General features: G+C 63.6%; 13 protein-coding genes and 2 pseudogenes. 1 reads left to right on the top strand and 14 read right to left on the bottom strand.

What is annotated here, in order from left to right; translation table 11 throughout:
- Positions 1-10: 10 nt before the first annotated feature.
- Positions 11-640 carry a TetR/AcrR family transcriptional regulator gene (locus VFH65_RS26960; protein WP_353325842.1) on the bottom strand — a complete coding sequence of 210 codons (630 nt, stop codon included), beginning with the start codon at positions 638-640 and terminating at the stop codon, positions 11-13.
- Positions 641-764: 124 nt separating this feature from the next.
- Here VFH65_RS26960 and VFH65_RS26955 point away from each other — a divergent pair, with 124 nt between their 5' ends.
- A complete protein-coding gene (locus tag VFH65_RS26955) occupies positions 765-1,520 on the top strand; it encodes an SDR family oxidoreductase (RefSeq protein WP_353325840.1) in 756 nt (251 codons plus the stop codon).
- Between the two features lie 225 nt (positions 1,521-1,745).
- Here VFH65_RS26955 and VFH65_RS26950 read toward each other — a convergent pair whose 3' ends face one another.
- The 13 genes and pseudogenes from VFH65_RS26950 to VFH65_RS26890 form a co-directional block, all read right to left on the bottom strand.
- Positions 1,746-2,561, bottom strand: coding sequence for a TetR/AcrR family transcriptional regulator (locus tag VFH65_RS26950; protein WP_353325838.1), 816 nt, complete (start codon positions 2,559-2,561; stop codon positions 1,746-1,748).
- A gap of 189 nt (positions 2,562-2,750) precedes the next feature.
- Positions 2,751-3,629, bottom strand: coding sequence for an NAD(P)-dependent oxidoreductase (locus tag VFH65_RS26945; protein WP_353325836.1), 879 nt, complete (start codon positions 3,627-3,629; stop codon positions 2,751-2,753).
- Between the two features lie 110 nt (positions 3,630-3,739).
- Positions 3,740-4,210: an SRPBCC family protein gene (locus tag VFH65_RS26940; RefSeq protein ID WP_353325834.1), complete on the bottom strand. Its 471-nt coding sequence runs from the start codon at positions 4,208-4,210 to the stop codon at positions 3,740-3,742.
- Complete coding sequence (locus tag VFH65_RS26935; RefSeq protein ID WP_353325832.1) at positions 4,207-5,040, bottom strand: mycofactocin-coupled SDR family oxidoreductase; 834 nt, start codon at positions 5,038-5,040, stop codon at positions 4,207-4,209. Before VFH65_RS26935 ends, VFH65_RS26940 begins: the two co-directional genes overlap by 4 nt.
- A gap of 204 nt (positions 5,041-5,244) precedes the next feature.
- Positions 5,245-5,658, bottom strand: a pseudogene (locus VFH65_RS26930) (CAP domain-containing protein); the annotation flags it as partial.
- A gap of 101 nt (positions 5,659-5,759) precedes the next feature.
- Positions 5,760-5,918: pseudogene (locus tag VFH65_RS26925) on the bottom strand (DUF732 domain-containing protein); the annotation flags it as partial.
- Positions 5,919-5,983: 65 nt separating this feature from the next.
- Positions 5,984-6,649, bottom strand: a complete 666-nt coding sequence (locus VFH65_RS26920) for a hypothetical protein (protein ID WP_353325830.1) — start codon at positions 6,647-6,649, stop codon at positions 5,984-5,986.
- 13 nt (positions 6,650-6,662) lie between these two features.
- Positions 6,663-7,247 carry an Mce protein gene (locus tag VFH65_RS26915; protein WP_353325828.1) on the bottom strand — a complete coding sequence of 195 codons (585 nt, stop codon included), beginning with the start codon at positions 7,245-7,247 and terminating at the stop codon, positions 6,663-6,665.
- Positions 7,214-8,668: an MlaD family protein gene (locus VFH65_RS26910; protein WP_353325826.1), complete on the bottom strand. Its 1,455-nt coding sequence runs from the start codon at positions 8,666-8,668 to the stop codon at positions 7,214-7,216. The genes VFH65_RS26915 and VFH65_RS26910 overlap by 34 nt, the downstream gene beginning before the upstream one ends.
- A gap of 1 nt (position 8,669) precedes the next feature.
- On the bottom strand, positions 8,670-9,812 hold the full coding sequence (locus VFH65_RS26905) for an MCE family protein (protein WP_353325824.1): 1,143 nt from the start codon (positions 9,810-9,812) through the stop codon (positions 8,670-8,672).
- Positions 9,809-11,149 carry a virulence factor Mce family protein gene (locus VFH65_RS26900; protein ID WP_353325822.1) on the bottom strand — a complete coding sequence of 447 codons (1,341 nt, stop codon included), beginning with the start codon at positions 11,147-11,149 and terminating at the stop codon, positions 9,809-9,811. Before VFH65_RS26900 ends, VFH65_RS26905 begins: the two co-directional genes overlap by 4 nt.
- Entirely contained in the window at positions 11,146-12,495 is a 1,350-nt protein-coding gene (locus VFH65_RS26895; protein ID WP_353325820.1) for an MCE family protein, read from the bottom strand. Before VFH65_RS26895 ends, VFH65_RS26900 begins: the two co-directional genes overlap by 4 nt.
- Positions 12,492-13,520: an MCE family protein gene (locus tag VFH65_RS26890; protein WP_353325818.1), complete on the bottom strand. Its 1,029-nt coding sequence runs from the start codon at positions 13,518-13,520 to the stop codon at positions 12,492-12,494. Before VFH65_RS26890 ends, VFH65_RS26895 begins: the two co-directional genes overlap by 4 nt.
- Positions 13,521-13,539: the final 19 nt, after the last annotated feature.

Raw genomic sequence — 13,539 nt, 5'->3', positions numbered from 1 at the left:
ACGGGCATGGCTAGTGCGCCACACGAGGTTTGGCCGCGGCGCGGCGATGTGGCCGCCGCTGACGGTCGTCAGCGGATGCGGGCGCACCCGCGCGCAGGCCGTCCATGACGAGGTCGAGCAGCCGGGTGAGGCGCGGTTTCCAGTCCTCGTCGGGGTCGATCTGCCAGATGCCGGCGATGGCGAGGAAGAAGTCTTCGGTGCTTACTCCAGGGCGAATACTGCCCGCTTGCTCGTTGGCTTGGAGCAGGAGTTCCGCCGCGGCGGTGACCGCGGCGCGCCCCGGCGTCGCCGGGCTACAAGTTGCCTGGCGCATCGCGTCAGCCAGGCCGGCCTTAGCCATGGCGAACTGGGCGAGACGACCCATCCATTCCCGCAACGCGTGATCGGGTGCCCGGGACTTGAGCAGCTTTGCCGCAGAGTCAGCCACCTGCTGTACCTCGTGGTCGTAGACCTCGAGGACGAGTGCCTTCCGATTTGGGAAGTTGCGGTAGAAGGTGGCCTGCCCGACGCCTGCCTTTTTCGCGATCGCGCTCAGCGGCACGTCCGCGGAACGCATCAACTCCGCCAGCGCCACTTCCAGGATGCGTTCACGATTCTGTAGCGCATCGGAGCGCGCTGGTGTCTGCGTCGTGCCCTGCACTTGCTCACCTTTCGTGGGTGTTTGGGGGTGAAACTTGCTGAACGGACAATTGTCCGTTACCTTGGCGGTCGGACAATTGTCCGCTTAGACCCCAACCCTACCCCGCAGTGAAGGCGAGAACACGATGAAGATCACCGGCAACACGATCCTGGTCACCGGCGGCACGTCAGGCATCGGACTGGGTTTGGCGGTGGAGCTGCATCATGCCGGTAACAAGGTCATCGTGGCCGGGCGGCGCAAGCAACTGCTCGACGAGATCGTCACCGATCACCCCGGCATCGAGGCGATCGTGCTGGACGTCGCCGACCCCGCATCGATCGCGCTGGCCAGCGAAACCCTGGCCGCCAGCCACCCCGAGCTCAACGTGTTGGTCAACAACGCCGGCATCATGCTGCCCGAAAACGTCCTAGACCCCGCCTCCCTGCAGATCGCCGAGGACCACATCGAGATCAACCTGCTGGGCACCATCCGGATGACCTACGCCTTCTTGCCGCTGCTGATCAACAATCCCGACGCGGCCATCATGAACGTCACCTCGGCGTTGGCGTTCGTGCCGATGCCGATCACCCCGACCTATTGCGCGACCAAGGCCGCGCTGCACTCGTTCTCCGAGAGCCTGCGCGTGCAACTGACCGACGCCGGCGTGCAGGTCATCGAGGTGGCCCCGCCGGCGGTGCGCACCACCCTGATGGGCCAGCAGGACCAGGACACCTCCATGCCGGTAGCCGACTTCCTCGCCGAAACCCTGGACCAATTACGCGCCCAGCCCGACGCCAAAGAACTCGTCGTCGAGCGCGCCAAATTCGTCCGCGACGCCGAAGCCAACGGCACCTACAACCAAGTCCTGACCATGCTCTCCGGAGTACCCAGCGCCAGCTAGCTCAGCACGGCGACGTTTCGCGACGGACAGATTGGACGGGTCAACGTGAAACCCACGAATGATGACAACGTCGAAATAGGAAGTGTCCTGGCGCTATTGGGCCGCATCATGGATGATCACGACACTGATCGCCTCGCGAGTGCCTGACCAACGACGCGATTTGGGACGGCAGCGCCTTTGGCTTCGAACCGGTTATCCACGTCATCTGACCGTAGGGTGGCTCGGTCAGCGTTGATGGCTCCGGTTCGGCGGCTCAGCGCGATCCGAGTCGTCGAGCAGCCGTTCGAGAAAGGCGAGGTCCTGACGCAGCAGTGCGGCCGCAGCCCGGGGTCCCGTTGCCGCAGTGACTCTGTCGGGGGACTGCACGACGCTGGCGAGAGCCAAATCGGCAATGTCGCTGGCGACCTGTTCCGCGCCGGCGGCATCGTCCTCGTGGAACCACGACGCCACCCAGTTGCACATCCCGATCACCGCCAGAGCCGCCGAACGGGGATTGACTGGGCGGAAGTGTCCGGCCTCAACGCCCTGGTCGATCACGCCGATGAGGCTGCGTAGCATCGCCCGCTTGGTCTTCTCGTGGACTTCGGCGAGCGTGTCGGAGAGTTCGGCCTCCGACCGTGAAAGCAACAGGAATCGCGTCGGTTGCATGGCGCGGTTATGCGCCATGAGGTAGGCGATGCGGGAAAGCTTCTGGGCGGCATCCAATTCGGGGTCGGTGGCCACGGCAAGTATCTGGCTCGTACTGCCTTCGGTGATTTCGGTAATCAGCTTGGCCAGCAGATCGTCCTTGCTCTTCACGTAGTAATAGAGGGCGGGACGGGTGATGCCCATCTCGTCGGCGATGTCTTGCAGGCTGGTGCCGGCAAAGCCGCGGTGCGCGAACAGCTTGGCCGCGGTCTCATACATCTGATTCTCGACGAGCTCCTTGCGCACGCTTGATGCGCCCGCTCCGGCCAACGGATTCTGCTTTCTGCCTCGTTTGATGTTGACCGGCCGATCGGCCGTGTCGAAGGGTTCTGCCGCGTCCACCGTCTCCACCATCTCCTCATGCCAAGCCCGGGCCGTGGTACAGCTACGACAGCCACATGCCAGCAGTTTACATCCGTGACTAATAGTTGACGCGATCGATAACCATTTGGCAACAGCTTGGATCTGTCAGCACAGTTCTTGAACCAGCCAAAACGGAATTGTTGGGCAGCAAATATCCCTCGAAACGCTGGGAAGGTTCGGCTATTCCGGGGCCGCGGCGGATGCACGTGCATCCAGCCACTGATTTGATTCGGCCGGTGCGGCGTTGCGGATTCCACCGTTCAGCAGCCGGTGGCAGTGCGTGGCGACGATGGTAAGCAGATCCCTCGGCGCGCCGATGTGTTTCCCGTGGTCCAGCACCTCGTCGATGTCCCTGATCGTCGCCTCGACGGAGACAGGCGATCCCTCGGCCTGGCCCTCAGGAATCCACTCTCCCAAGGTGGCGCCCGGGCTGGCGGCGATGAGTTCGGCGACCTCGTCCAGGTCGAGCCCGACCCGGTGCGCATAGACCATTGCCTCCACCGCGGATGCGACGTTGATGGTGGACAGCAATTGGGCGACGAATGTGTACTTCGAGCCGTTGAGGGATGAACCAACGTATGTCGCGTGCGGGGACATCGCTTGCAGGACGGCCTCGTACTCCAGGTAGAGATCGCGGTCACCGCTGGCGTAGATCATTGCGACGTTGCGCTCCACCATCTCTGGAGTGCCGCTGACCGGCGCGTCGAGCATCCCGGTTCGGGCAAAGAGCAACCTTCGGCGAGCAGCGAGTTTTACCTCCAGAGGCAGGGTGCTCGCCTCAATAAGGGGCGGCACGGACGCGCCACTCAAAATGCCTTCGCCGCCGTAGAGGACGTCCTCGAAAGCAGACACCGACGGCATGCACGTGACCACGGCGTCGGAGTTCTCGGCGACTGCGAGTGGCGATCCGTTGCCGGGTACGTCGCCCCCGAGGCGAACGAGTTCGTCGCTGCCGCCGCGTTTGGTGGTTGCCACCGCGAAACCGGCGTCGATCAACTGCTTCGCGAGCGGCAAACCCAGTCGGCCGACACCGATGAATCCGATGGTGCGGGAGGTCATTCCCCCTCCTCCGTAGCTGTTCCCGTCGCGATCCAGCGCGCTGTGCGGCCCGGTTGGAGCATCTCGCGATACAACCAGCTTACGATTGCGGCAACTATTTGACAATAGAGTTAGCGAATCGTATGTTTCGGATCTGTCAGCGGCTTACGAACTGCCTTCAGATGGCGTCGCAGGTCGGCGATGAACACCGAGTAGAGACCGGTGAACATCGCACGGTTCTCCTCGACCTGATCGTCGGCGCAGTCGAACTCGCCGTACCACTCGATGAACGTCTGGTCGCTCTCAGTTATCGGCAGGAGATGCAGGGTGGCCCGATACGACCGCACTGGGAAGAGGATCGGATCGTCCGCGAACTCATAAGAGTAGCGGCGCCCGGGATCGTCGTAGGCGACCAGGCGCTCGCGCAGCACGAGGCCGTCGTCGGCCGTCACACGGCGGACTGAACCGATTCCCTCGTCACTCTCGGGCACCGATGAGGTGATCATCGCCACCCACTCCGCCATGCCGTGGAAATCGCCGATCACCGACCACACCGCCGCCGCCGGAGCGTCCAGGGTTGCGCTTACGTATGCGAGGTTCACTTGATCACCGCTCCGGCGTCGATGGTCAGTGCTGCGCCCGTGATGTAGCGAGCCTCGTCTGAGGCGAGAAACAGCAGCGCGTTCGTGACGTCGATGGACTCGATCCACGGGATCGGCATCGCATTCAACTCGGCGGCGATTACGGCGAACTTCTCCCGGGTCGGCTCCGGGTCGTCCGGTAGGAAGACCCGGTATGTCGGCTCGTTCTGCGCCATGTCGGTGTCCACGGTGGTCGGGTGGATGCTGTTGACGCGGATCCCCAACTGCGCGAGTTCGAGGGCCAGCGTTTTCGTCAGGCCGACAAGGCCGTGCTTCGCGGAGACGTAATGCGCCAGCCCCGGCTGTGCCATCAGCCCCGTCGCGCTGCTGGTGATGATGATCGATCCGCCATTGCCCGCGGCGATCATGTGCGGGATAGCGGCCTTCGTGGTGCGCCAGACGCCGCTGAGGTTGATGTCGATCATCTCCGTCCACTGCTGCTCGGTCAGCTCGTGCGCAGCGCCGATGGACAGGATTCCGGCGTTGGCGCAGACGATGTCGAGCCGGCCGAACTCGGCGACGCCGTCGCTGACTGCCGCGGTTAACGACTCGCCGTCACGCACGTCGGCTTGGCGGACGACGATGCGCCCGCCCTGGGCTTCGACCTGGCGGGCAGTTTCATCCAGATCCGATGGGCTGGCGAGTTTGTAGGGTGCGGAGTCGACCTGCGCCGCGATGTCGACGGCGATGATGTCGGCGCCCTCCTCGGCTAGGCGCACCGCGTGGCTGCGCCCCTGGCCCCGTGCTGCGCCCGTGATCAGCGCGACTTTGCCGGCAACTTTTCCCGTCATGCTTGCTCTCCTCGTCGAGTGCGCTTGGTAGGGGATGTCAGGTCTGGGCCGAACGTGATCGGGACTCGGCGCGGATAGTTGGCGAACCGGGAACCCACTCGATCGCCTCCGGATCGGCTACCGTACGGACGGGATTGCGCGAAGTCAGGTGATGCGCAGAAACGCTGTCTGCGTGGCACTTTCGATGGCACGGTGCGGTCACTGGGGCTGCCCGTACACCGCTACGACGACCGTACGATCAAGGCTGTTCACCGACCACACGCCAATAGCGGTGTTGGCGCAGTCCGACATGATTGCGAAATAAGCGGGGTTGTAATACCACTGGTTGAGGAGCTCGATGCCACTGATCGCCAGGGCGGGATTGATTGCGACGGTTTCGGCGACCATACCTTGGAAGCCGGCGGCGTTGGCCCGGGCTTGTGGTGTGGACCCGTCAGAGCCGATGTCACCGTCGAGGCTTCGGTTGTTGAGTACATCGTCGGTGTGCCATTGGGCGGCCAGTCGTAGCTGCGGGTTGATCTTGATGTCGTTCATGCAGCCCGCTTGGTGCTGAACCGTGTAGACGTTCGCGACGACACCGTCGTTGAGGCGCTTGTTGTCGGCATGTGCAGTGGGCATCGCCAGTGCTGTCCCGGCGGCAAGTGAGGCAACTATTACCAGTGCCTGCGTCGCGCGACACAACGGTCGGATCATGGGGCGGCCTCCGTTCTCTTTCTGCGTCAAGGCGTTTGCGGCCGGTAACCTGCCGCGGAGTTGCGCAGTTGCCAAATCAATACCGGGCACAATTCGTTGGCCGCCTGGTTGATCAGATATGACGCCTGGTAGTCATCTGCGGTCTGGAAATCGGCTTTGACATCGCCGACGCCCTGCGCGCAAGGGGCTGCCGTCGCCGCGACGCAGCACAGTGCGGCCGTCGCCAGGATCGCACCGGTGAGGCCCCGACTCATACGGGGTCGAATTGCGAGATCAGCCATCGGCCATGGACCTTGTCGAGGGTGATGCGCACGCTCGATGCGGTGTTGGTGGGTGCGTCCTGCCCCATGATGGTGGTCTGGTTGACGAAAACGAGTACCACTGCGTGGTTTTCGGTCGCAGACACCGACGCGGCAGCCGGTACGGTCGCCACCGCCGAGATCTGCTTCTGCTTGGCGCCGGGGATCACAACGTCGTTGGTGAGCCCGGTGTAGGTGTCCTTGAACTGTCCGGTCAGGCGGTCCCGCGCAGCGGTCAGGTCCTTTTCCACGGTGTCCGGACGATACGACAGCATCGCGATTGCGCTTTCGGTGGCGGCCTGAACTGACTGCGCAGCGGCGGTCTGCGCGAGACGGGCCGAGTTGTCCTGCCACTTCAGATAACCCGCGCCCAGCGCCAGGATCAGCGCCAGGCCGGGTAGCACACCGTAGGCCAGGATGCGCTTCCAGGAGAACCGGCCCACCCGGCCGCCGCCGGCCTCGGCGTGTTCGGCCGCGGCATCGGCGCTTTCGCCCATCGGCTCCCCGCTATCGGCGTCGGCGCCCATCTGCTCCTGCGCCGTCCCTTGTTCGGCCGGCGATCCGTCGGTGATGACGTCAGTGTCGACGGGCACACTGCACTCCAATCCGGTGGTCATCTGGGGGTTCCTCTTATGGGACGAACTCGACGTTGGACACCTTGGCGCCGTCGCCGACCTTCTGGACGTCGATCCGCATGCGCCATAGCCGCGGTTCCTGCTCGGCCACACCGGCTGTGCTCGTCTTCACTGAAACGGCAACAAGTACTTGCGCCTGATCATCACTCTGCGACTCAAGGCCAGCCGCAGTGACGGTGCCTTCCGACTTCGACTGCGCGTGCTTGACGACATCGACAAACGGCTTGGATCGCTTCTCAAAATCGTCATAGAAGGTGCCCGTTGACGAATCCAGGATCCGCTGCACGTCCGCTTCGACCTCGGTGTCGCTGATCGTGGTCAGGTTGAGCGCCCCCTGCCTGCCGACCTGCAGAAACAGGGCGCGAAGCTGTTGGGTCTGGTGCGATTCGTGTGTTCGATAGCCCAGCCAGCCCACCAAACCCGTCACCGCCAGCACAACAACCAGCCCGACCGCCAGCGCAAGCCGAACAGCCGAACGGCCTTGTCGGGCAACGGAGTCGGCGGTGCCTTTGGCGTCGCATGCGATCACCGCGTCGTCGGGCTCACTCAGCTCCCCGGCGGAATCAGCATCGACTGCCACGTCTGCTCCTTCGCGCCCTGGGCCAGATTGGCCTGCGTGTACACCTGTCCGTCTGGTCCCACATAGGTGCCGGTGTTTGGGTCATATTGGGCGACCGCGACGGGCGGCGGCGCTGGCACGGGCGGCGGTGCACCTTCTGCAGGCGGTGAACCGGGCGGCTGCTGTGGAATGTCCTGGCCGGACAGTGTTGCGTTCGGGTCGCCCTTCCAGTTGTAGCCGTCGTTGAGCGGGACATACTGCTCGTCGCTCTCGCACATCTTGACCGTTGGTGCGCGTTTGCCCGGACGGGTGATGCACGGCAGGTTGCGTGCCCCTCGCACAGCGACCTGGGAGTCCTGCGGCACACGGCAATACAGGTCGCCGGCCGGTCGGTCCGGATAGTCGACCAGCGCGGGTGAGCGCATTTGCTGAGGCGGCAGGTAGCCGGTGTTGCAAACTGGCGGCAGGTTGAGGTTGAGATTGAAGTCCAGAGTGATGCCGCGGTAGTCCTGCTTGGTGTTGGCGTCGGCGACCATTCCGGCCTGAATCGCCGCGATGGACTGGGGCACAAGGACGAGGAGTTGTTCAAGCGAGGGCTGATAGGTAACGGCCACGTCGCCGATGCTGACGAGGTTCGCCAGCACGATCGGCAACGTCGGCTGCAGGCGTTCGAATAGCTGCTGCGCTTCGGCCGCTGCGGGACCTCCCTTGTCGATGACGCCGGCCACCGAGTCGTCATGGGCGCGTAGTTGATCGCTAATCGCAGCCAGGTGCGCGGCCCACGCGTGGATCGCGTCCGATGTTTGGTTCTGCGAGTCCAGCACCGGCTTGGACTGGTCGATCAAGGTGGTCAGCGAGTCGAGGTTGGCGCGCGCGTCGGTGGCCAGTGTCGTCGAGCCTTTGGTCAGCCGTGATAGTTCCGGGCCTAGACCGCCGACGGCCAGGTAGCTCTCGTCGACCGCGACCTTGAGGTTGTCCTGCGGGATCGCCTGCAAGCCTGTGTTGGTGGCGTCGAGCAGCGTGTTGATGTCCGGCGGCACTGACGTGTCGCTCAGTGGGATCACGTCACCGTCCTTCAACGGTGGCGCATCGCCGCTGCGCGGCAGCAAGGCGACGAACTGCTCGCCCACCGCGCTTTGGCTGTGTACCTCGGCCTTGACATCGGAGGGGATGTCGATGCCCGACTTAAGCAATAGCACCGCCTCGACACCGGTGTCGGTGAGATCGACCTTCTCCACGCGTCCCACCTCCACGCCGTTGTAGGTGACGTTTCCGGTGGCGTACAGGCCCCCCGACTGCGGCAGTTGGACCGTGACGGTGTAGTGCCCGACACCGACCATGGCGGGAAGTCTCATGTAGCCGAACGCCATGTACGCGGCGGCGACCAGCGTAATCACGGCGAAGACCGCCAGCTGGATCATCATGCGTTTGTGCAGTCGCATGTCACGGCCCCTGATCGAATCGGTACGGAGCCACCAATGGATTGCCTGCCGTATAGGGGCTGGGCAATTGGCCGATCGTACGGCCCCATTGCATCTCCAGTTCGGTGAGATCGCCTTCCCAACGTGTGCCGGTGAACAGGCCACGGTCGATGCGGCTCAATGTCAGGTCTAGGACCAAGGTCGAGTTCCCATAGTCACCGCGGAACCAGTTCGTCAGTGTTTCGTTCGGCCACGGCAACGTGGCAAGGCTGGAAAGCGAGCGGGTAAGGTTCGGACCGGCGTTTGCCAGCGATTCCAGCACGGGCCCAATGTCTTTGAGTTCAGCGACGAGCGCATCTTTGGTCTGGTTGGTGGAGTCCGCTGCGAGGGAACTGAATTTGCCCAACTGATCAACCGCCTCGGCCAAGTTGTTGCGCTGGTCCTTGAGTACAGTCAGCGCATCGGGGATGGTGTGCAGCGCCTTGTCGACAACGGGCTTCTGCTCCGCGAACTGGCCGACGAGTTTGTTGAGGCTTTCGCTGGACGCGATGATATCGGCCTTTTGGGCGTCGAGGTGGCCGATGAACTCGTCGAGTTGCTCGAGAAAACTGCGCACATCGCTTTCGCGGCCCGAGAAGGCGGCGTTGAATTCTCGGGTGATGTCCTGGACTTGTCCGATACCGCCGCCGTTGAGCAGCAAGGACAGTGCGCCCAGCGTCTGCTCGGTGCTCGGATAGGCGCCCGCGGAGACCAGAGGGATCAGCGACCCTTGGGCCAGCCGGCCCTCGGGGGCAACATCGGTGGGCGGAGCCAGCTCCACATGCAATGTTCCCAGGAGGCTGGTTTGGCCAATCTTGGCCGTCGCGTTGGCAGGTAGTACCACGCCACCGTCGAGACGCATGGTGACGAGCGCGTGCCATCCCTGCCGCTCGATCTTGGTGATGTGCCCGACGGTGACATCGCCGACCCGAACTCGCGAGTTCTGCTGGATATTGGTCACATCAGGCATCTGCGCCTGGATCTCGAACGATCCGGGTCCGTTGCCTTCGGTTCCAGGCAGCGAAATCGAGTTGACTCCCCGCCAGCCCGCGCAACCCGAAATCGTCACTACTGCAAGCGCTGTCAGCAGGGCCCAGACACCACCGCGCCAAACGTGCGCGGTCATGATCCGGCTCCGTGGGGCACCATCATGCCGGTAAGCCCGTCGGCGGGGTTGGTCGCCTCTGGTTCTCCCCCGCTGGGTGGTGCGGGCGCCTCTGCCGGCAGGGGGGCGCCGTCGGCGGGAGGACCTGGTGCGGCAGCGGGCGCGGCGTCCGGTGGCGGCGTCGGCCGGAAGTCTGGGCGCATCCAATCCTCGCTGTAGGTAACCTCGTTGGGCCGTGCCTGGGTGCCGACAAACGGGTTGATACCGAGGGGCGGGAAGTTGTACTGCCGGTTCTTGACGATCGGCGCCAGGTATTGAACGCACAGCTTGGCCGCCTGTTCGGCGCCGAGCCGCGACGCGGCCTGGATCGCCCCGCACAAGAACATGAGTGGATTCGCGAAGTTGGCGGCCGCCAGGACGCCGGACAGCGACGCCTGGGCGGGCTGATAGATGTTGTTGAAGTTCTGCACCGTATTCGGCAAGACATGCAGCGTCTGCTTGATGTCATCGAGACTTTCCACCACGGCTGTGGAGAGCGACGCCAACTTGTCCGAGGTGGTGCCCAGCGCCTCACGGTTGTCCGCCACGAAGCTTTGAACATCGCCGACAGCGGTATTGAGGTCGGTGACTGCCCGGCCAACCTGCTGGGGGTCGTCGGCCAGCAAGGCGGTGACTGCGGCCAGGTTCCGGTTGAGCTGGCTCATCACGTCGCTGCTGAACTGCAGGGCAGACACCAGGGTCGACAGGTTCTTGATTGTGCCGAAGATGTCGCCGCTGTGGTCGCCGAGCGCCGAGATCGCTTGCGACAGTTTGATGATGGTTTCTCGGATGTTGGAGCCTTCACCGCGCAGGTTGTCGGCGGCGGTGTTGATGAATGCACCCAACGTACTAACCCCACCCGGTTTGGAGGGTTGAAGCGTCTCGGTCAGCTTCTGCAACTGAACCCGTAGGTCGTCCCACTCGACCGGAACCGCTGTGCGGCTCTGTGGGATCACTGCGTCGGCCTTCATCGTGGGTCCGCCGGTGTAGGCAGGGACGAGTTGGATGGCGCGCGCGGTCACCAGGGAGGGCGCCACGATCAGCGCCTTGGCGTCGGCGGGCACCTGGTATTTGCGATCGAACCAGAACGTCACCTTGACCCGCTGTGGTTGTGGCTCGATGGAGTCGATCCTGCCGACGGGCACCCCCAGGATGCGGACGTCGTCGCCGGGGAAGATGCCGTTGCTGTTCGCGAAATACGCAACGACGGTGGTTCTGCTGATCGTGCGCAACATATTCCAGCTCACCGCAACGCCGGCGACCAGGACAAGAACGAGCACGGCCGCCAGACCGACGCGAACACTGGCACGTCTTTTCATCGGCCTGCCTCCGTCGGTGCTACCACTTCATTTGGCGCCGGCACGTAGACCGGCGATGGCTCGGGCGTCGGCAGGGCCGTTTCCCCCGGCGCCAGTGCGGGCGGCCCCGGCGGCGGGCCACCCGGCGGTGGAGCGGGAAGCGGCTCGCGGTAGGGATAGCAACCAGTAGGGCCGGGCAGCGGCAAGCCGGGCGGGCCACACCCCTGATCGCCCTGGTTGCCAGTGATGGCATCGGGCAGCGTCAAACGCGGCTCACCGCCTTGGCCTGTTCTCGGGAACGGCACGGGCAGCGCCGGGGTGCCCGGCTGACCCGTCTGCGGGTCACTCATTTGGGAGGGCGACAGGACATTGGGATCCAGGCCCAAATCGGAGAACGCGGCCTCGACGAACGGCTGAATGAACTGGCCGGGCACCAGGTTGGAAATGTAGGCCTTGAAAAACGGCCCGGACGCCAGGGATTCGCCGAATGACATCGCGTAGGCGTTGAGCAGTTTGATGGATTTCTGTACGTTCGCCTTGCGGTCATCGACGATCGTCAGCACGCCGTTGAGCTTGTCCAACGCTGGTCGCATCTGATCACGGTTGTCCGCGACAAACCCCGAAACCTGCTGAGCCAGAGCCGAAACATTGTTCGAGATCTCGTCCAGCGCGGCGCTTTGGTTGCGAAGTTCAGCCAACAATGCGTTCGAGTTGGTGATCAGGCCGACCACCTTGTCGGTGCGCTCGGCGAGCACGCCGGTGACCTTGTTGGCGTTAGACAGAAGGTTGCGCAGTTCCGCATCACGATCGTTGATGTACTGAGAGAACCGTGCCACCCCCTGGACAGCGGCCTTCAAATCCGGTGGTGTGTCCTGGAACGTCTGCGAAAGCATCGCCAGTGACTGCGACAACTGATCGGTGTTCAGGGCGTCGACAGTGGTGGCCAGATCGCCCAGAGCGTCAGGGACTTGATACGGAGAGGTGGTGCGTTCGACCGGGATCGGACCCGACAACCGCCCATCCCCACGAGGTGTGACATCGAGCAGCTTGGCGCCCAGCACGTTCTTCGTCTTGATTGCCACCTCGGTTCGGTCACCGAGTGAAATCTCATTTTTCACCGTAAACGTGACCAGCACACGCGGCCCATCGAGTTCCACATCGGACACTTCACCGACTTGGAAGCCCGACACCTGGACCGGCGCACCTGTCAGCAGCCCCCCAGCCTCGGCGAAGTACGCCGTGTACTCCTTGCCGGCTCCGATGAATGGCAGGTTCTTGTATTGCATCGCCCCCAGCGCGATGGCGGCCGTCACGGCGACGCCGACGACCCCGATGACTACCGGGTTGCGTTCGGAAAAGAATTTCATTTGGGAGTGCACCGCCCGGAGCTTTGGCCGACCACCTTGACGTACACCGGCTGACCGCCCTTGCCGTTGACTTTCAACACGATGTCGCATACGTAGAAGCTGAAGAAGTCACCGTAGAGGCCCTGCCGCGCGAGGGCCTGATACTTGTCCGGCAGCCCGTCGAGCAGGTGCTCCACATATTCGTGGTCTGCCACCACAATCGAGGTCGCGCGGTCGGATTGCACCAGGGTGTTGTGGAACGGTGGGCGCGCTTCCGCCAGCAGTTCGCTGATGCCTGCCGCTGCAGCGTTCGCGTTCGCCAAACCATTCGCGATGTCGGTTTTTCGGGCGGCGAGGCCCTCTACGAGTTGGGACAACGAATCCACGGCCTTGCCGAATTGCGCACTCTGGCCCGCCAATGAGCCAATAACAGTGTTGAGGTTGTCGATGACCTGGCGGATCAACTCATCACGGTCGGCCAATGTGCTGGTGAATGTAGCGGTCTGCGCCAGAAACGAATTGATCGTGGCTCCCTGACCCTGGAAAGCCTGGATCAGTTGGCCGGTGAGCGCGTTGACCTGCTCTGGGTCCAGCGCCCGGAACAGCGGCCTGAATCCCCCGATCAGCGCGTCCAGGTCAAGAGCGGGCGCCGTCCTGTCCGTGGGAATCGTCGCGCCCGCAGCCAGCCGCTGCGGCTCACCCGCCCCCTCCTGCAATTCCAGGTAGCGATCACCGATCAGGTTGTCCCAGCGGACTATCGCCTTCGTTCCTTTGGTCAACACGACCGAAGGGTCGGTGCTGAACTCCACCGCCACTATGGTGTCCGGCCGGATCGAGATGCCCTTGACCTTGCCGACCTCCACCCCCGCGATGCGAACGAAGTCACCGTTCTTCAATCCGCTGACGTTGGTGAACTCGGCGTCATAGACAATCTCCTTCTGAAAGCGGAACTGGGCGAAAATCGCGAGCATCGCGAACAGGCCAACGGCACAGACGACCACGAAGATCGTCAGGCGCACGATGGCGCCGCCAAGGTTGTCTCTCACTGCCGCGTTCCTCTCGATA

The sequence above is a fragment of the Mycobacterium sp. genome, from assembly GCF_035697385.1.
Lineage (GTDB): Bacteria > Actinomycetota > Actinomycetes > Mycobacteriales > Mycobacteriaceae > Mycobacterium.
This window is presented reverse-complemented; position numbering and strand designations above follow the sequence as displayed.

Excerpts from the sequence above, each read along its gene's own strand:
- VFH65_RS26955 (WP_353325840.1), top strand. The coding sequence starts at position 765 with ATGAAGATCACCGGCAACACGATCCTGGTCACCGGCGGCACGTCAGGC.
- VFH65_RS26950 (WP_353325838.1), bottom strand. The coding sequence starts at position 2,561 with ATGGTGGAGACGGTGGACGCGGCAGAACCCTTCGACACGGCCGATCGG.
- VFH65_RS26945 (WP_353325836.1), bottom strand. The coding sequence starts at position 3,629 with ATGACCTCCCGCACCATCGGATTCATCGGTGTCGGCCGACTGGGTTTG.
- VFH65_RS26935 (WP_353325832.1), bottom strand. The coding sequence starts at position 5,040 with ATGACGGGAAAAGTTGCCGGCAAAGTCGCGCTGATCACGGGCGCAGCA.
- VFH65_RS26920 (WP_353325830.1), bottom strand. The coding sequence starts at position 6,649 with ATGACCACCGGATTGGAGTGCAGTGTGCCCGTCGACACTGACGTCATC.
- VFH65_RS26910 (WP_353325826.1), bottom strand. The coding sequence starts at position 8,668 with ATGCGACTGCACAAACGCATGATGATCCAGCTGGCGGTCTTCGCCGTG.
- VFH65_RS26905 (WP_353325824.1), bottom strand. The coding sequence starts at position 9,812 with ATGACCGCGCACGTTTGGCGCGGTGGTGTCTGGGCCCTGCTGACAGCG.
- VFH65_RS26900 (WP_353325822.1), bottom strand. The coding sequence starts at position 11,149 with ATGAAAAGACGTGCCAGTGTTCGCGTCGGTCTGGCGGCCGTGCTCGTT.
- VFH65_RS26895 (WP_353325820.1), bottom strand. The coding sequence starts at position 12,495 with ATGAAATTCTTTTCCGAACGCAACCCGGTAGTCATCGGGGTCGTCGGC.